An 18,016-nucleotide genomic window follows, 5' to 3' on the forward strand; every position below is an offset into this window, starting at 1 on the left:
GCAATTCGCGTACGCCACGGTTATCACGGCTACCCCGCCTGCACGACGTTGCGCGGCGTGCCCGCCTGCCACGCCGCGATGTTCGCGAGCGTGGTCTGCGCGATCTCGGTCATCGCCTCGCGCGTGAAGAACGCCTGGTGCGCGGTGACGATCACGTTCGGAAACATCAACAGACGCGCGAGCACGTCGTCCTGTAGCGGCAGATTCGAATGATCCTCGAAGAAGATGCCGCCTTCTTCCTCGTACACGTCGAGCCCGAGATGGCCGAGCTGGCCGTCCTTCAACGCGCCGATCAGTGCGTTCGCCTCGACGAGCCCGCCGCGCCCGGTGTTGATCAGCATCGCGCCGCGCTTCATCTTCGCCAGCGCGGCGCGGTCGATCAGGTGATAGGTGTCGGGCAACAGCGGGCAATGCAGACTGACGACGTCCGATTCGGCGAGCAAGGTATCGAGCGGCACGTAGCGCGCGCCGAGCGCGAGCAGTTCGTCGGCCGGCGGCCCCGGATCGTAGGCGAGCACCTGCATGCCGAAGCCCGCCATGATGCGCGCGAACACCCGGCCGATGATGCCCGCGCCGATCACGCCGACCGTCTTGCCATGCAGGTCGAAGCCGAGCAGCCCATGCAGCGAGAAGTCGCCTTCGCGCGTGCGCGCGACCGCGCGCGGCAGGCGCCGGTTCAGCGCGAGAATCAGCCCGGCCGCATGTTCGGCGACCGCGTACGGCGAGTAGGCCGGCACGCGTGCGACCGGCATGCCGAGCCGCTCGGCCGCCGCGAGGTCGACGTGATTGAAGCCCGCCGAGCGCAGCGCGATCATGCGCGTGCCGCCCGCATGAAGCCGTTCGAGCGTGGCGGCGTCGACGCTGTCGTTGACGAACGGGCAGACCACGTCGTAGCCATGCGCGAGGATCGCGGTCTCGCTGTCGAGAGGGGATTCCTGGAAATGCAGTTCATAGCCATGCGCGGCATTGGCCTCGGTGAATGTATCGACGTCGTATTGACGACTGCTGAACAGGATCGTGCGCATATCGGGCTCCTAAGAAGCGTGCTTTAGACGTGTTTTGGAAAGTCGGTTTCTCGCAAAAAATAACATTGACAGGGGTGCCGAACTGCAATATTAAATAACGAGCATTCCGAACAAAGCATGTACAAACATGCTGCAAGAAACTGGCCAGACAGCAGATTATCCTTTTCACGATGTTAGGCGACTTCGCGATGAAAGAGTAACTGTCGAGCGTTCGGGAAATCGTTTCACCGCCGGTATCGCCAGGCGGTGCGTGCGTGCGGGCGGGCGTCCTGGTGCCCCGCTGTGCGGCTCTTCCGGCACCCATCGCGTGGTTCTCCTTTCATAGCTGTGTTTTTCTGCTTCCCGCTATCGGCCATTTGATGTGCCGTGCATCGAGCTTGTTGCGCGCGCGACGTCACCATTGCGTCACCTTCTGTCAGACGGTTTGATTCGGTTTTCGAGCGGTTGGTGTTCTGTTTTTCTTTAATCAACCTGTAAATCGGCGAGCCAACATGATCGGTGAATTGCTGAGATCGCAACCCGAAATCGCGCTTTTCGCGTGTCTCGCCATTGGCTATTTCATTGGCTCGTTTCGTATTGGCCCGATTCAGCTCGGCGGCGTGTGCGGCACGCTGATCGTCGCGCTCGTGCTCGGGCAGAGCGGCGCGCGGATCGCGCCCGATCTGAAGAACATCGCGTTCGCGCTGTTCATCTTCGCGCTCGGCTTTACCGGCGGTCCGCAGTTCTTCGCGAACATCGGGCGCGGCTGGCGCTATGGGGTGCTGTCGCTGATCGAAATCGTCTCGGTGCTGGTGCTGATCATGATCGCGGTCCGCGTGATGCGGCTCGATGTCGGCACCGCGGCCGGGCTGCTCGCCGGCGCGGCGACCGAGTCGGCGGTGATCGGCACCGCGTCCGAGGCGATCGCGAGGCTCGGTCTCGGCGACGCGGCCACGCAGCGTCTGCAGGCCAATATCGTGACCGCTTACAGCGTCAGCTACCTGTTCGGCCTGATCACGATCGTACTGTTTACGAGCCAGTTCGCACCGCTGATGCTGCGCGTCGATCTGCGCGAAGAAGCCGAGCGCGTGTGGCGCAAGCTCGGCGGCGAGGGCGCGTTCAGCGAAGGGCAGAGGGCGGCCGCGCCGGCACTCGTCGGCCGGGCGTTTCGCATCGGCGACGCCGCTGGCCTGACGGTGCGGGGGCTCGAGGAGCAATACGGCTACAACCTGACCGTCGAGCAGATCGAGCGCCACGGCGCGGACCTGCCGGTCGCCATGGAGACGCGGCTCGCGGCCGGCGATGTCGTGCTAGTCGCCGGGCGGCGCGCCGCGGTCGTCGCGGCGTCAGCGAGCCTCGGCGAAGAGGTGCTTGGCGCCGATTTCGGCCAGGTGTTCGCGCAACGGCTCAACGTGGTGCTGACGCGGCCCGACGTCAGCGGGATGACGGTCGCGCAGCTGCGCGCACAGGCGAAGCCGGAAAACGCGCGCGGCGTTTATGTCGCCGCGATCACGCGGCTCGAATCGACGATTCCCGCGCTGCCCGGCACCGAGCTGCATCGCGGCGACGTGCTGACGCTGGTCGGCGCGAAAGCCGACGTCGAGCGCGGTGCGAAGCGGCTCGGCTACGTATTGCCGCCGACCCAGAAGACCGACTTCGTCTATCTCGGCCTCGGCGTGCTGGTCGGTATGGCGATCGGGCGGCTCGGCGGCACGATCGGCGGCGTGACGCTCGCGCTCGGCACGGGCGGCGGCTGTCTGCTGTCGGGGCTGCTGTTCGGCTGGGTGCGCTCGCGCCATCCGCTCGTCGGCTCGCTGCCGTCGGCGGCCGCGCAGATCATCAAGGATTTCGGACTCGCGACGTTCATCGCAGCGGTCGGGCTGTCGGCCGGGCCCGACGCGATCAAGCTCGTGCGCGAATACGGACTCGCGCTGCCGCTCGCCGGCATCCTGATGGTGCTCGTGCCGGGCCTGCTGTCGCTATGGATCGGGCATGCGCTGCTGAAGCTCGAAGCGCCGATGCTGCTTGGCGCGATCGCGGGCCAGCAGTGCAGTACGCCGGCGATCAGCGCGCTCGTTGGCGTGGCCGGCAATTCGACGCCGGTGATCGGCTACACGATCACCTACGCGCTCTCCAACATCCTGTTGCCTTTGATGGGTCCCGTGGTGGTGGGCCTGGCCGGCAAGCTCGGCTAGCCGGACTTGCCGAAGCCGCATGCCGCGCAGCGCTTCGAACCGCGCGGCAAATCAGGCGCTCGCGCGGCACAGGCGCGCGCCGTACTCGTACCGGGTCTCGCCAACGAACCCGGCAACTACTCAGCGAGGGCACGATGGACTGGCTACACAACATCTTTCACAAGTCACCGGAGATGGCGCTGTTCCTATCGCTCGCGGTCGGCTATTTCATCGGGCAGATCAACTTCGGCAAGTTCCAGCTGGGCGGCGTGGGCGGCTCGCTGCTGGCGGCAGTCGTGATCAGCCAGGCGGGCGTGACGGTCGACAACGGTGTGAAGGCGGTGATGTTCGCGGTGTTCATCTACGCGGTCGGCTACGACTCCGGGCCCGGTTTCTTCAATTCACTGAACCGCAAGACGCTGCGTGAGATCGCGATGGCCGTGTTTCTCGCGGTCAGCGCGCTGATCACGGTGGTGGTGTGCGCGAAGCTGTTCCATCTGAACAAGGGGCTCGCGGCCGGGCTCGCGGGCGGCGCGCTCACGCAGTCGGCGATCATCGGCACGGCGGGCGACGCGATCGCGCGGCTCGGCCTGCCCGCCGATCAGGTCAAATCGCTGCAGTCGGACGTCGCGATCGCGTACGCGGTCACCTACGTGTTCGGTTCGCTAGGCGCGATCATCGTATGCGTGAACATCCTGCCGAAGTTCATGGGACAGGGCTTGCGCGAAGCGTCGATCGAGGCGGAGCGCGAGCTGTCGTCGGGTGCGCCGACGCGCGGGCCGGGGCAAGTGTCCGCGCTGCCCGAACTGATCGGGCGCGCGTACCGGATCGACTTCAGCGCCGGCAAGAGCGTGCAGGCGGTCGAGTCGCTGCACGGGGAAGGCCTGACGATCGAGCGCATCAAGCGCGGCGGCCAGCAGATCGAGCCGAAGCCCGACTTCGTGCTGCAACCCGGCGACATCGTGCTCGTCGTGGGCCGACGCGAGGCGGTCGTCGCGTTCGGCGCGAAAGGCAACGAGGTCGGCGAAGCCGAGGACATCGGCGTGGTGATGCAAACGCGCGAGGGCGTGTTCACGCGCAAGGGCATGAATCACACGACGATCGCGGCCGCGCGCCAACTGATCGATCGCGACACGCGGCACGGCGTCTACGTCCAGAGCATCTCGCGCGCCGGGCAGCCGCTGCCGGTGCTGCCCGAAACCGAACTGCAGCACGGCGACGTGATCACCTTCTACGGCTCGCCGAAAGACACCAGGCGCGCGGTCGAAGCCGCCGGCTACGAACTGCCATACAGCAACAAGACCGACTTCATTTACATGGGCGTCGGCCTCGTGATCGGTCTGCTGATCGGGCTGATCGTCGTCAAGGTGGGCGGCGTGCCGCTCACGCTCGGCTCGGGCGGCGGTTGTCTGCTGGCGGGCCTGCTGTTCGGCTGGATGCGCGGCAAGCATCCGATGTACGGCGTGATGCCGTCGGCCGCCTCGCAACTGCTGAAGGACTTCGGGCTCGCCGCGTTCGTCGCGGTGGTCGGTCTGAATTCGGGTCTGCAGGCGGTCGTCACGGTCAAGCAGAGCGGCGTGACCATCTTCCTGCTCGGCGTATTCGTCACGCTGTTCCCGCTGCTGCTGACGATGCTGTTCGGCCGCTACGTACTGCGCTACAACAACGCGGCGCTTCTGGCCGGCGCTCTGTCCGGCTCGCGCAGCGCCAACCCGGCGTTCGGCGGCGTGCTCGACAAGGCCGAAAGCGCGGTGCCGACCGTACCGTTCGCGATCACCTATGCGATCGCGAACGTCGCGCTGACGCTGCTCGGGCCGCTGGTGGTCGGGCTCGTGTAGTGGCTGATTGCACGTTTAGCGCACGTTTGCCGCACTGTTATCGAACGCAGTTCGGTATCGATCTCTATAGCCGGCCGCAACCGGGATCCCTCGCCACGCCGGCGTGTTTCACCTCTTCACTGGAGAACGCATCATGGCAAAAGAGAAGGGCGACAAGAAACGCTCGAGCGTGGACGCGGGTCTTGCCGCGCTGAGCCCGTTCGAACTGAAGGACGAACTGATCAAGGCCGCCGGCGGCGGCGCGGTCGAGCGGGCCGCCAACCTCGCGATGCTGAACGCGGGCCGCGGCAACCCGAACTTTCTCGCGACGATCCCCCGCCACGGCTTCTGGCAACTCGGCCTGTTCGCGATGCGCGAGTCCGAGCGCTCGTTCGCGTACATGCCGGAAGGCGTCGGCGGTTTTCCGCGCCGCGACGGACTCGCAGAGCGCTTCGACCTGTTTCTGCGCGAGAACCGGGGCGTCCCCGGCATCGACTTTCTGCGCGGCGCGGTGTCGTACGTGCGCGATCAGCTCGGGCTGTCCGGGACCGACTTTCTGTATGAGATGTGCGAGGGCATTCTCGCGTCGAATTACCCGGTGCCGGACCGGATGCTGAAGCTGTCGGAAATCATCGTCGGCCAGTATCTGCGCCGCGAGATGATCGGCAAGCATCCGTTCATCGGCGAGTTCGACGTCTTCGCGGTCGAAGGCGGCACCGCGGCGATGACCTACATCTTCAACACGATGCGCGAGAATCACCTGATCAAGGCGGGCGACACGATCGCGCTCGGCATGCCGATCTTCACGCCGTACATTGAGATTCCGCGGCTCAACGACTATCAGCTGAACGTGGTCAATCTCGAAGCCGACGTCGCGAGCGGCTGGCAATACTCGAAGAAGGAGCTCGACAAGCTGCGTGATCCGAAAGTGAAGGCGTTCTTCCTCGTCAATCCGAGCAACCCGCCGTCGGTGAAGATCGACGACGCGAGCCTCGAGCACATCGCCAGCATCGTCAAGGATCGGCCCGATCTGATCCTGCTGACCGACGACGTATACGGCACGTTCGCCGACAACTTCGTTTCGCTGTTCGCGCTCGCGCCAAAGAATACGATCCTCGTCTACTCGTACTCGAAGTATTTCGGCGCGACCGGCTGGCGTCTCGGCGCGGTCGCGACGCATCGCGACAACGTGCTCGACAAGCTGATCGGCGAACTGCCGGCGGACGTGAAGAAGGAGTTGCACCATCGTTACGAGTCGATCACGACCGAGCCCGACAAGCTGAAGTTCATCGACCGGCTCGTGGCCGATAGCCGCACAGTCGCGCTCAATCACACGGCCGGGCTGTCGACACCCCAGCAGGTGCAGATGGTGCTGTTCTCGCTGTTCTCGCTGATGGACACGCCCGACGCGTACAAGAACGCGCTGAAGCGCCTGATCCGTAAGCGCAAGCAGGCTCTGTACGAGGAAGTGGGCATCGCGTTCGAGGACGACGATCCGAACAAGGTCGACTACTACACGATCGTGGACATCGAATTCCTCGGTGAAAGAGCCTTCGGGCGCGAGTTCGTCGACTGGCTGCTGAAGAACACCGAGCCGTCCGAGCTGCTGTTCCGGCTCGCGCGCGAGGCGCGCGTGGTGCTGCTGCCGGGCCGCGGCTTCGGCACGCAGCATCCGTCGGGGCGTGTGTCGCTCGCCAACCTGAACGAGTCGGACTATCGCAAGATCGGTCGCGCGATGCGCAGGCTGATCGAGGACTATGTCGAGCGCTACAACGCGGCAACCGGCAGCAAGCTCGACAAGACAAAGGTGATGAAGTGACTCACGCGCGACCGGCCACGGGCGCCGGTCGCGCTTCGCGGCCCCTACGCTGGCCAAAAAACTTGCGCGATCGCGCGGTTCGGTGAATGATCGGACGAACGGCCTCGAGCGGCGTGCCTGCCGCGAGGCCGTTCGTTCCTTTGCGCTTCACATTCATATACCGATCATGCCGACTTCAACCTCCACTACCGTTGCTTCGTCCGTCCCCTGTCCGATTGTCGAATCGCTCGACGCCATCCTTCCCGAAGAACCGCTGCTGATGATGGGCGCCGGCCCCGTGCCGATTCCCGCCGCGGTCGCGAAGGCCAATGCGATCGTGATCAACCATCTGGGCGGCACGATGGCGAAGGTGGTGAACCAGGTGAAAACGATGGCGCGCTACGTGTTCCAGACGCAGTCGAAGTGGGTGCTCGGCGTCGCGGGACCGGGATCGGGCGCGATGGAGATGGCGATCTCCAATCTCGCGTGGGAAGGCACGCGCATGCTGTGCATCAAGAACGGCTTCTTCAGCGACCGCATGGGCGAAATGGGCCGGCGCGTCGGCGCGCGCGTGAGCATGCTCGAAGTCGCGGACCGCACGGTCGCGAGTCTCGACCAGATCGCCGACGCGCTGCGCCGCGAGCGTCCCGAGGTCGTCACGGTCGTGCAGGGCGAGACCTCGAACACCGTGTGGAATCATCATCTGAAAGACATCGCCGCGCTTGCGAAGGAAGCGGGCGCGCTCGTGATCGTCGACGCGGTCTGCACGCTGAGCACGATGCCGCTCGAAATGGATACCTGGGGCATCGACGCGGTGATCACCGGCGGCCAGAAGGGCTTGTCATCGATTCCGGGCGTGTCGCTGATTGCGTTTTCAGACGCGGCCTGGGCGCGCGTCAAAGGCCGCACGGCGCCCAATACGCACTGGTGCCTCGATGCGTCGCTGGCGGAAAACTTCTGGCACAACGCCGGGTATCACTACACGGCGCCGGTGTCGGGCGTGCTCGCGCTGCACGAGGCGCTGCGGCTCGTCTGCGCGGAGACGCTGGAGAAGCGCTTCGCGCGCCATCTGAAATGCTCGCTCGCGTTGCAACAAGGCGTCACCGCGATGGGCCTGCAACTGTATGCGCCGGAGAATTGCCGCCTGAATTCGGTGGTCGGCATCGACGTGCCGGACGGCCTCAGTCCCGCCGACGTCTGCGCGCATATCTCGCGGCAGCATCAGGTGGAAATCTCCGGCTCGTTCGGTCTGCCGATCGTGCGTATCGGCCAGATGGGCGAACAGTGCCGCGAGCACAACCTGTTTCGCACCGTGCATGCGCTGGGCCGCACGATGGTCGATCTCGGCGTCAACGTCGATCTGCCGGCGGGTGTCGCGGCGCTCGAGCGCGGCTTGAGCGAAGGTAAATAAGCATTTTTCCGATGCGCTACGAATAGCATTCGCAGCGCATATCTTTTGTGCGATCCAGCACTTTATAGTCGCATTAGAAAGTTTTTTCCCGCCATTATTGCGTTGCAATAAATTAATGCTTCGCAACCTTTTTACATAACAATGGCGAAATCTCCGAAACCCTTACGGAATAAGGCTCTGCGCCTTTCTAAAGGGTTTTCTTCCTTTCTTACTTTCTATTGTTCTCTGTGCGCCGGCGCACGTATCGAGATCAGGCCGAAACGTAAAGTAGGTCAAGGCAAGAGCAGCGCAATGCTCACGCTGCGGTAAATCGCAAGACCATGATTCGACACACGGCGCGTGCCAGGACGTGCCTGCCGCGCTCATGCATGCATGCCGCCGGAACCAAGCTTTAACGCCAAAGCGCCCCCGCGAGGCGACAAAAAAGGATTTCTATCCGATTCGATAATTCGATCGCGTGGAGTCTCGAAGACTGTCTTCGAGGGTCCACGCACGTACGAAGCAAGGATATCGACACTATGGCGAGCGCATACGACTCAGGTCAATCGGCAGGGGTTATCGTTGGAGCAGAGTTGAACGGACTGGGGGTGGCGCGATCGCTCGCGCAGGCCCGCGTTCCGGTTATCGCAGTCGATACGAGGACCCGCGCGGCGACGTGGTGCCGACACGTTCATGCGCATCAGGTAAAGAGTTTTGTCGGGAAAATATTCGTTGATGAAATGATCGAACTCGGCAAGCGGTTCGATCGTCTGCCAGTTCTGATTCTGACCGACGAAGACGCGGTGCATGCGGTGTCGGAAAATCGGGCGGCTTTGTCGCACTGGTATCGGTTCCGCCTGCCGGCCGACGACACCGTCAAGATGTTGTCGAGCAAGGCGCGCTTTCACGAATTCGCGCAGCGGCATGGCTTTCCGGTGCCGCGCTCGGTCGTGCTCGACAAGCTTGCCGACATCGAAAGGCTGGCCGAATTGCGCTACCCGTGCGTGCTGAAACCGGACGACAAGCGCAACGTGCTGCGCGGCGAGAAAGAACGCGCGGTGCGCGTCGACATGCTGCAGCATGCACGCGATCGCGCTATCGCGATGCTCGCGACGCCGGGCGGCATCATCGCGCAGGAGTGGATCGAGGGGCCTGACAGCAACATCCACTTCACGCTGTTCTATCGCGGCGCCGACGGCAACATGGTCAGCATGTTCACCGGCCGCAAGGTGTTGAGCTCGCCGCCGGGCGTCGGCAATACCGCGATCTGCGTGGCCGCGCCCGAAGCGCGCGGGACGCTCGAACCGCTGACGCGGCGCTTCGCCGAGCTGGCCGGTTTCGACGGCATGGGCAGCATCGAGTACAAGTGGGACGACAACTACAACGAGTTCGTGATGGTCGAGCCCACGGTCGGCCGCACGGACTGGCAGGAGGAGATCGCGACGCTGTGCGGCGTCAACATTCCGCTTGCCGCGTACCGCCATGAACTCGGCCTGCCATTGCCCGTCGAGCGCCTGAGCCGGCAACCGGTCGCGTGGCGCGCGACGTTTTCCGACCGGCCGCCGCCCGAATTGCTGAGCGAGCGCACGAAAATTTTCGATGGCTATTTCCGCTGGAACGATCCGTTCCCAGCGTTGCAGCACTATGTCGTGATGAATCCGCTGCGACGCATGAAGCGCAGCTGGAAAAAAGCGATCAGGGCGCCCGAGTCGCGTCAGGCCAAAGCCTGACGCTGGCAACGAAGCCGTTCCCCTGGAGACCAGCATGTCTTTGACCGATACCATCATCATTGGCGCGGGGCCCTACGGGTCATCTCTTGCCGCGCATCTGAAGGCCGCCGGCGTGGATCACCAGATCCTCGGGGAACCGATGGGAGCGTGGCGCAACTACATGCCGCCCGGCATGCTGCTGCGCTCCGAGGCTTTCGCGTCGAGCCTGCACGCGCCGCGCAGCGGCTTTACCGTCGAAGACTACTGCCGCCTGAAAGGGCTGCCTTACCAACCGCTCGGCATGGCGCTGACGCTCGAAACCTTCGTCGAGTACGGGCTGTGGTTCCAGTCGAATCTGGTCGGCGAAATCCAGCCGGTCGACGTGCTCGCATTGCGACGCGTCGGCGATCAGTTCCAGCTGTCGCTGAGCGACGGCCGCTCGCTCGCCGCGCGCAGAGTCGTGATCGCGCTCGGCCTGAAGGGCTTCGCGCAAACCCCGCCGGCGCTGCGGGACTTGCCGGCGCAATATGCGTCGCATTCGGAGCTGTATGGGAACCTCGAGTGGGCGCGCGGCAAGGACATTGCGATCGTCGGCGGCGGGCAGTCGGCGCTCGGGCTGTCCGCGCTGCTCAACGAGCTCGGCGCGCGCGCCCATGTGCTGATGCGCGAGAGCAGCGTGGTGTGGCATGAGCGGCCGCACGGCGGTCGCAACATCCTGTCGCGCATCAAGGGGCCCGACGCGGGACTGGGGCGCGGCTGGCGCTCGCTGTTCCTGTCCGAGTTTCCCGGCGTGTTCCACATGCTCGACCCGCGACGCCGCAAGCAGATCATGGAGCACACGTACGGCGCGTCCGGCGCGTGGTGGCTGCACGATCGCGTGGTCGGCAAGGTGCAGATCTCGCATCGCACCGTGGTGCGCTCCGCGGCGGTCGAAAACGACCGCGTCGTACTGAACGTGCTGAGCGATGGCAAGCAAGCGCGGGTGAGCGCCGATCACGTGATCGCCGCGACCGGTTTCAAAACCGACATGCGGCAGCACGCGTTCCTGTCCAAAGATCTGGCCGACGCGATTTCGAATCAGGGCGGCATGCCCGACCTGACGTCGCACTACGAAACGCACGTGCGCGGCCTCTATGTGATCGGACCCGCGTGCGCGCACAGCTTCGGGCCCGTGATGCGCTTCGTCTATGGAACCAAGCACGCGTCGCCGACCGTGGCGCGGCACATTATCGGTTCGTTGAAAGCGGGTGCGCGGCAACGCACGTGGCCCGTCGCCCATGCACCCATGCCGGAGCGCTCAGGTGAATAAGACCCAAGCAACGGGCGCGTCTGCGCGCTCGCACCTGTCCGGCAGCTACCGCGGGCGCCGCATGAAGCGCTACAAGACGCTCGTGAAGGAGATGCTCGCGGGCTTCGTCCTGATTTCGGGTCTCGCGTGGTTCACGCGCAAGGTGCTGTGGCGCGATCGCGTGGCCGTGCTGCTTTATCACGATCCCGATCCGGACACGCTCGACCGTCACCTGACTTATCTCGGCAAGCTGTGCGAGTTCGTGCCGTTGACCGACGTCAGCGCGCCCGGCCGCGGCCGGCCACGCGTGGCGATCACGCTCGACGACGGCCACGCGGGCAACGCGAAGCTGTTGCCGGTGTTCATCAAGCACAACGTGCGCCCGACGATCTTCCTGTGCAGCCGCATCGTCGGACGGTCGCGCAGTCACTGGTGGCTGCATCCGGGCTCGCTGCGCGTCGGCCATGAACGTCTGAAGCGGATGACGAACGACGAGCGCCTCGCCGCGCTGGCGGCCCAAGGCTACCAGCAGGACGGCGATGACCGGCCGACCGGCCTGTCGATCGAAGCGATGCAGGCGATGCGCGAGCACATCGACTTCCAGGCGCATACGCGCTTCCATCCGATCCTCACGCATTGCAGCGACGCTGAAAGCGAGGCCGAAATCCGCGACAGCCGCCATGAGATCGCGGCGCTGCTGCAACAACCGTGCGAGCACTTCGCGTATCCGAACGGCAATTACGGCGAACGCGAAGTGGAGTTCGTGCGGGCCGCCGGCTTCAAAACCGCGCGCACCTGCGACATCGGCTGGAACGATCAGCACACCGATCCGTATCGGCTGCGCACGATCATCATCGACGATGCGGCATCGACGCTGCGCTTCGCGGCGCAATTGAGCGGCATTGCGCTGTTTCTGCGCTATCTGCGCGAGGGTGGAGGCTGGCGCGGCAAGTTTCCGCAGTTTTGAACAGAGGGAGCGCCTGGACGAAGCGATTCGTCCGGGCAACGCCGTCCGGGTTTTTCGCGAGACGGCACGAGGGGCATACGACAGGAGGGGACATGCAGCGCTGCAGGGTACTGGTGATCAACGATTACGCGCACATGGGCGGCGCGGAAGTGGTCTATCAACAATCGGCCGAGCTGTTGGGCACGCTGCCCGGCGTCGAGGTCGAGCGTTTCGACGATAGCCAGTTTTCCGCGCGCTCGACGATGCTGTCGCGCTCCTGGAACACGACCGCCGCGCGCGCGCTCGAAAGGGCGCTGCATCGTTTCCGGCCGCATCGGCTGATGGTGCACAACTACCACAACGTGCTGTCGCCTTCGATTCTCAGCGTGATCGCGCGGCACGAGCGTCAGTTCGGTTATCGCGCGTATCACACCTGCCACGACTATCACCTCGTCTACTACAACCCGTCGCTGCAGTACTTCGACAAGGATAAGCGTCCGATCATTCTGCCGCTCGACGTGCTGCGCACACGCGCGGTCTTCACGTTGCGGCCGACGCCGAAGGGCCTCGTGCACGATCTGATGACGAAGGCGTGGTGGCACGCGGTGCGCGCGGCCTATCAGCCCGCGCGCGTGTTCGACAGGATCTTGTGCCCGAGCCTGTTCATGCAGCAGGCGCTGCATCGCGTCGGCATCGAGAATACGGTCATCGTGCACAATCCGTCGGCGGTGCCGAGCGCGATGCCAATCGTCACGGTGCGTGACAAGGAGCGCTTCAACATCGCGTTCGTCGGACGGATCTCGCCGGAGAAAGGCCTGCTGCAATTTCTGACGCTCTGCGAGGCGACGGGCTTCGAGCGCATCAATTGCATCGGCGTGTACGGCGACGGCCCGGACCGCGCGGCGATCGAGCAGCGCTACGCGTCGCTGATCGCACAGCGCAAGCTGATCCTGTTCGGCACGATGCCGCAGCAGCAGTTGTTTCCCGCCATGCGCGAGTTCGCCGATGCGGTGGTCGTGCCGTCGGTGGGCGCGGAGAACGCGCCCCTTGTCGTGATCGAGGCGGCGATGCTCGGTCTGCCGGTGCTGGTTCGCGACGGCGGCAGCATGGCGGTGACCGCGGAATCGGTCGGCAACAAGATCAAGTTCAAGTTCGAACCGGGCAGCCTGAAACAGGCGCTCGGCGAACTCGCCATTCATCTGGCCGATGAGCACAGAAAGTACGACGTCGAAGAATATCTGCCCGAGCATTACGCGCGGCGTCTGGCTGAAATCATGCACATCGGCGAAAGTTCGACGCACGTCGCGCCGTCGCGCCGTCGCGCGCGCTATGCGGATAATCCGCGTCCGGCGCCCTGAAAATAGTCGGCGCTGATTGTGGCAAACGGCGTGTATATCCGTGCCGTTATCGTCGCTTTAAACACGTGTTTTTTATCGCGTGATTTGTCTGAAGCAATCCTGTAGCAATCGGCTTTTGTGTGCGCTGCCGAACGTTGTAAGGACGGGCTCTCTGAATATTATGATCGCCAAGGAAAGGCATTTTATCGAGCGCTGAAGCGCGTGGCTCGACAGAGTAAACGAAGCCGCGGTGACGGCGCGGAGTTGGCGATGATCGGCTCAATCGGTCGGCGAAAAAGCCAGACTCATCAGAACAAAAGCATGTGCATGTCGTGAGCGTTTGCGTGGAAAAACGGCGGACGAGACGCGGCTAATCGGGGAATCTTCGCGACCGGGCCCGGCAGTCAGTTCAAACCAAACAGGAATGTGGCCGCAAGCGGCCACATCGGCGATACGGGGGGTCCAGACGGTGATGCGCTACAGCTCAGCGCACGCTGTACGGATCGGCGGTCTCGGGAGACGCGTAGGTCTGGTCTGAATTCCACAAATCGCTGCCGTAGGGGTCCGCTGAGTTCTTGCCGCGGACAGGCTGTGCAACGCTTGTACGTTTCTGCTTCGGAAGGCTGTTTTTGGTTTGGGTGTACACGTTGGGCGCGACATAGCGGTTCTTTTTAGCGTACGCGAAATCCGACGAGGAGCCGTAGAGCGTGGTGGAACTGGCCGCATGAGGCGTCATCGCGTCGAGTTGCGAGTGTTTGGCGACATAACTCGGCGCATAAGCCGAAGAGGCGGCGGACACGATGCTCTGGGCGTAACCCACCTGGGCGCTCAGCAAGACGGGCATGACGGCGGCAAGAAGTTTTTTCATTTCGGGATCCGTAAGAAAGCATGTGGTGCGATGTTAGGGAAAAGAGCCGACCTCGCATAGGCGCTGTTACACACAAAGGTAGCCGATGTGGCGTCAATCAGCTACCCCCGTCCGATCGAGGCAGTCAGCTCGCTGGACACAGGCGTGACTGGATGCGGCGAGGTGCCGGTCCCGGCGCCGGGAACAAGTGGCAATCCGTAGAGACTTTGGGAGAACTCGCATGAACCAAAGCAGTGCACCATTCGATAGCCGCAACAACAACAGCGAACATGCGCCGGCAGGCTTCGCGAATTATCTGGATGCGCTGTACGACAATCGCAAGCTGATTGCGATCACGACGGCCATCGCGGTCGCGCTCGGCATCGCTTATTCGGTGTTCTCCCAACCCGTGTATCGCGCGGACATTCTGGTGCAGGTCGAGGAGAACGCGGGTACCTCGTCCAGGAGCGTGATCGGCGACGTGTCCGCGATGTTCGACGTGAAGACCGCGACGTCAGGCGAGGCACAGGTGATCGGCTCGCGCATGGTGGTGGGCCGCGCGGTCGACAAGCTCAATCTCGACATCGAAGCGGCGCCGCGCTACTTCCCGCTGTTCGGCCGCTGGCTCGGCCGTCATTCCGATCATCTGTCGACGCCGGGACCGCATGGCTACGTGTACGGCAACGAGCGCATCACGGTGTCGAAATTCGACGTCCCCGAAGAGCTATTCGACCGTCCGTTCGTGCTGAAGATGGGCGAGGGATCGAGCTACGAGCTGCAATACGGCAAGCTGAAGCTCGAAGGCACGGTCGGCCAACCGCTGAGCGCGACGACCAACTACGGGCCGCTCACGCTCGTCGTCGACCGGATCGAGGCGAATCCCGGCGCGACCTTCGAAGTGCGGCGCCAGTCCGCGCTGACGACGACCGAAAAGCTGCGCAAGGAACTGACGATCTCGGAAAAAGGCAAGGAATCGGACATCCTCGGCGTGTCGCTCGAAGGCAGCGATCCGAAGAAGATCAGCGCGATTCTCGCGACCATCGCTGGCGAATACGTGAGCCAGAACCTGAAGCGCAAATCCGAGGAAGCGGAGCGTTCGATCCGTTTCCTCGAAATACAGCTTCCGGAAATGCGCCAGCAGCTTTCCGCTTCGGAAACGCGCTTCAACGACTTCCGCGCGAAGCATGGCACCGTCGATCTCGGCGAGGAAGCGACCAACCTGCTGCAGCTGTCGGTTCAGGCGCAGACGCGGCTCGCGGAACTTCAACAGAAGCGCAATGAACTGCTGACGCGCTTCACCGACCAGCATCCGGCCGTGCAGTCGGTCAACGCGCAGTTGCATGCGGCGCAACAGGAAGCGAAAGATCTCGCGAGCCGGACGCAATCGCTGCCGCCGCTCGAACAGAACGTGCTGCGCCTGCAGCGCGACGTGCAGGTCGGCACCGAGCTCGATACGTCGCTGCGCAATACGCTCGAACAGCTGAAGCTGATCAAGGCGGGTAAGTCCGGCAACGTGCGCATCGTCGATGGCGCCGTCGCGCCCGATACGCCGGTGCGGCCCAAGCCGCTGCTGATCATCATCGGCGCGCTGATGCTGGGCGTGTTCGTCGGCTCGGTGATCGCGCTCGTGCGTCAGCGTCTGTTCGACGCGATCGACGATCCGTACGAAGTCGAGCTGCGCACCGGTTTGCCGGTCTACGCGAGCGTGCCGTTCAGCCGTCAGGAAGAGCGGTTCGCGCACAGCCGTCGCCGTCCGGAATCGAAGGCGCTCGTGCTTGCGGGCGAAGCGGTGATCGATCCGGCCATCGAAAGTCTGCGTGGCTTTCGCACCGCGCTCGAATTCACGATGACCAAGGCGCGCAACCATATCGTGCTGATCACGGGCCCGACGCCGGGCATCGGCAAGTCGTTCGTGTCGCTGAATCTCGCCGCGGTAATCGGTGCGACCGGCAAGCGCGTCCTGCTGATCGACGGCGACCTGCGTCGCGGCTTCCTGCATCGGCATCTCGGCGGCGATCGCGGTCCTGGCCTCACCGATCTGATCCAGGGCGCGTACCGTCCCGAGGAGCTGATTCGCGCGACCCGTTTCCAGGGTGTCGACTTCATCGCGAGCGGCCGCCAGGTGGCGAGCCCGAGCGACGTGCTGTCGAACACACGGCTCGAAGCGGTGCTGCGCCAGGTCGCGACCGGCTACGACGTCGTGCTGCTCGACGGACCGCCGGTGCTGCTCGCCGCGGATGCGGTCCGGCTCGCCTGCGTGGCAGGTACGACGTTCTTCGTCGCGCGTCAGGGTGTCACGGGCATCGGCGAGCTGCGTGAGTCGGTCCGCCAGATGCAGAAGGTCGGCCTGCCGGTGCGCGGCGTGATCATGAACGGACTGCGGATGCGGCCGGGACGCTACAGCTACGGCTACGGACGCTATCGCTACGCGGCCTACATCTACAAACCGTACGACAGATAAGCCCGGGCGCCTGGTTCGCGACGCGCCCGCGGTGCGGGGCGTAGCGCCCGACTGGACCGATCAGAACACCAACATGGCAATGCGAAGGGATCTTACGGCCGCGCCTGCCGAGCGCATACCGTACAGGCAAGGGACTACCCGGATGAAACAGCTATTTGTCACGCCTTTTCTGCCTCAGAAAAACGCGCCGCAAGCTGGCCACCGTTTGGCCTACGACTACCTGATCAAACTGAGCGCGGAGTCGGAGCTCGACGTGCTGATCGTGTCGCGCGTGCCGGTCGACGAAAAAGCCATCGAGTTCCGCGCGAACGTGCGCAACGTGTACATCCAGTACGTGAGCCGGTTCGACCTGATTCCGTCGTTCCTCGCGAATCCGCTGACTTTTTCACCGCGCCTGTTCTCGCGCTATAAGCCCGCGGTCGGCAAGTTCCTCTGCGAGCTCGTCGACAGGAACCGATACGACACCGTGCGGCTCGAGTTTTCGCAATGCTTTGCGTATGCCCAGAATCTGCGCGAGCGTTTCCACGACCGCGTGAAGATCGTGATGTGCGCGCATGACTTGCAGATCCAGGTCATCTTGCGCGTCAAGTCCATCGAAGGATGGCTGTTCACCCGGCAGACCTTCATGCTCGAGCAGCGTCTGCTGAAGCTGGCCGACAAGGTGCTCGTGCTGTCCAGCAAGGACGCGCAGCTGATCAACGGCCTGTACCCCGGGGTCGGCACGTTGCAGGTCGTGCCGATCTCACTGCCGGCGTTTCTGACGGAAGTGCGGCGCTCGAAAGACACGGTCGAGAAAGGCAATATCCTGTTCTGGGGGGCGATGCAACGCCGTGAAAACGAAGAGGCGCTGCTCAATTTCGTCGACACGATTTTTCTGCCGCTGCGCCGGCGCGGTCTGCAACTGAAGCTGTTCGTGGTCGGCTCCGATCCGAGCGACCGCGTAAAGCGCCTGAATGGCGACGATATTTGCGTGACCGGCTTCGTCGAAAATCCGGGCAAGTACTTCGAGTCCGCCGATATCGGCGTGGTGCCGCTGCTGTCGGGCGCCGGCGTCAAGCTCAAGACGCTCGAAATGCTCGCGGCGAAACTGCCGGTCGTCTCGACGCCGCTCGGCGCGGAAGGCGTCGAGCACGACGGCACCTTGCTCAACGTCTGCGAAATCGATGAGTTCCAGGACGTGATCGAGCGCATCTACCGCGGTGATCCGGTCAACGTCAACGCCTCCGTGGCGTATCAGGCCTGACA

Annotated in this window: 12 protein-coding genes; 10 read left to right on the forward strand and 2 right to left on the reverse strand. The window is 63.8% G+C overall.

Annotated features, from left to right (window positions below):
- Nucleotides 1-29: 29 nt before the first annotated feature.
- The gene (locus OKW26_RS36845; protein WP_018419530.1) at nt 30-1,025 is read right to left on the reverse strand and encodes a 2-hydroxyacid dehydrogenase; all 996 of its coding nucleotides are present in this window, start codon (nt 1,023-1,025) and stop codon (nt 30-32) included.
- Nucleotides 1,026-1,516: 491 nt separating this feature from the next.
- On the opposite strand from OKW26_RS36845, the gene aspT (OKW26_RS36850) reads away from it, so the two are divergent.
- The 8 genes from aspT (OKW26_RS36850) (at nt 1,517) to OKW26_RS36885 (ending at nt 13,484) form a co-directional block, all read left to right on the forward strand.
- A complete protein-coding gene (aspT, locus tag OKW26_RS36850) occupies nt 1,517-3,199 on the forward strand; it encodes an aspartate-alanine antiporter (protein WP_429356654.1) in 1,683 nt (560 codons plus the stop codon).
- A 134-nt stretch (nt 3,200-3,333) separates the two neighbouring features.
- Complete coding sequence (gene aspT, locus OKW26_RS36855) at nt 3,334-5,016, forward strand: aspartate-alanine antiporter (protein ID WP_429356655.1); 1,683 nt, start codon at nt 3,334-3,336, stop codon at nt 5,014-5,016.
- Nucleotides 5,017-5,149: 133 nt separating this feature from the next.
- Complete coding sequence (locus OKW26_RS36860) at nt 5,150-6,814, forward strand: bifunctional aspartate transaminase/aspartate 4-decarboxylase (RefSeq protein ID WP_187627350.1); 1,665 nt, start codon at nt 5,150-5,152, stop codon at nt 6,812-6,814.
- Nucleotides 6,815-6,980: 166 nt separating this feature from the next.
- A complete protein-coding gene (locus OKW26_RS36865) occupies nt 6,981-8,204 on the forward strand; it encodes a pyridoxal-phosphate-dependent aminotransferase family protein (protein WP_184062225.1) in 1,224 nt (407 codons plus the stop codon).
- A 719-nt stretch (nt 8,205-8,923) separates the two neighbouring features.
- A complete protein-coding gene (locus OKW26_RS36870; protein WP_260330580.1) occupies nt 8,924-9,913 on the forward strand; it encodes a carboxylate--amine ligase in 990 nt (329 codons plus the stop codon).
- Between the two features lie 34 nt (nt 9,914-9,947).
- Nucleotides 9,948-11,201 (forward strand): NAD(P)-binding domain-containing protein, encoded by a 1,254-nt coding sequence (locus OKW26_RS36875; protein WP_429356656.1) that lies wholly within the window; start codon nt 9,948-9,950, stop codon nt 11,199-11,201.
- A gap of 61 nt (nt 11,202-11,262) precedes the next feature.
- Nucleotides 11,263-12,147 (forward strand): polysaccharide deacetylase family protein, encoded by an 885-nt coding sequence (locus tag OKW26_RS36880; protein ID WP_429357161.1) that lies wholly within the window; start codon nt 11,263-11,265, stop codon nt 12,145-12,147.
- Nucleotides 12,148-12,239: 92 nt separating this feature from the next.
- The gene (locus OKW26_RS36885) at nt 12,240-13,484 is read left to right on the forward strand and encodes a glycosyltransferase (RefSeq protein ID WP_429356657.1); all 1,245 of its coding nucleotides are present in this window, start codon (nt 12,240-12,242) and stop codon (nt 13,482-13,484) included.
- Between the two features lie 463 nt (nt 13,485-13,947).
- Here OKW26_RS36885 and OKW26_RS36890 read toward each other — a convergent pair whose 3' ends face one another.
- Nucleotides 13,948-14,331 (reverse strand): hypothetical protein, encoded by a 384-nt coding sequence (locus tag OKW26_RS36890; RefSeq protein ID WP_090803213.1) that lies wholly within the window; start codon nt 14,329-14,331, stop codon nt 13,948-13,950.
- Nucleotides 14,332-14,551: 220 nt separating this feature from the next.
- Between OKW26_RS36890 and OKW26_RS36895 the strand changes: the two genes are divergently transcribed.
- Both OKW26_RS36895 and OKW26_RS36900 read left to right on the forward strand, forming a co-directional pair.
- On the forward strand, nt 14,552-16,771 hold the full coding sequence (locus OKW26_RS36895; protein WP_429356658.1) for a GNVR domain-containing protein: 2,220 nt from the start codon (nt 14,552-14,554) through the stop codon (nt 16,769-16,771).
- A 142-nt stretch (nt 16,772-16,913) separates the two neighbouring features.
- On the forward strand, nt 16,914-18,014 hold the full coding sequence (locus OKW26_RS36900; RefSeq protein ID WP_429356659.1) for a glycosyltransferase: 1,101 nt from the start codon (nt 16,914-16,916) through the stop codon (nt 18,012-18,014).
- The last annotated feature ends 2 nt before the right edge of the window (nt 18,015-18,016 follow it).

Source organism: Paraburkholderia sp. 32 (assembly GCF_050435345.1).
Lineage (GTDB): Bacteria > Pseudomonadota > Gammaproteobacteria > Burkholderiales > Burkholderiaceae > Paraburkholderia > Paraburkholderia tuberum.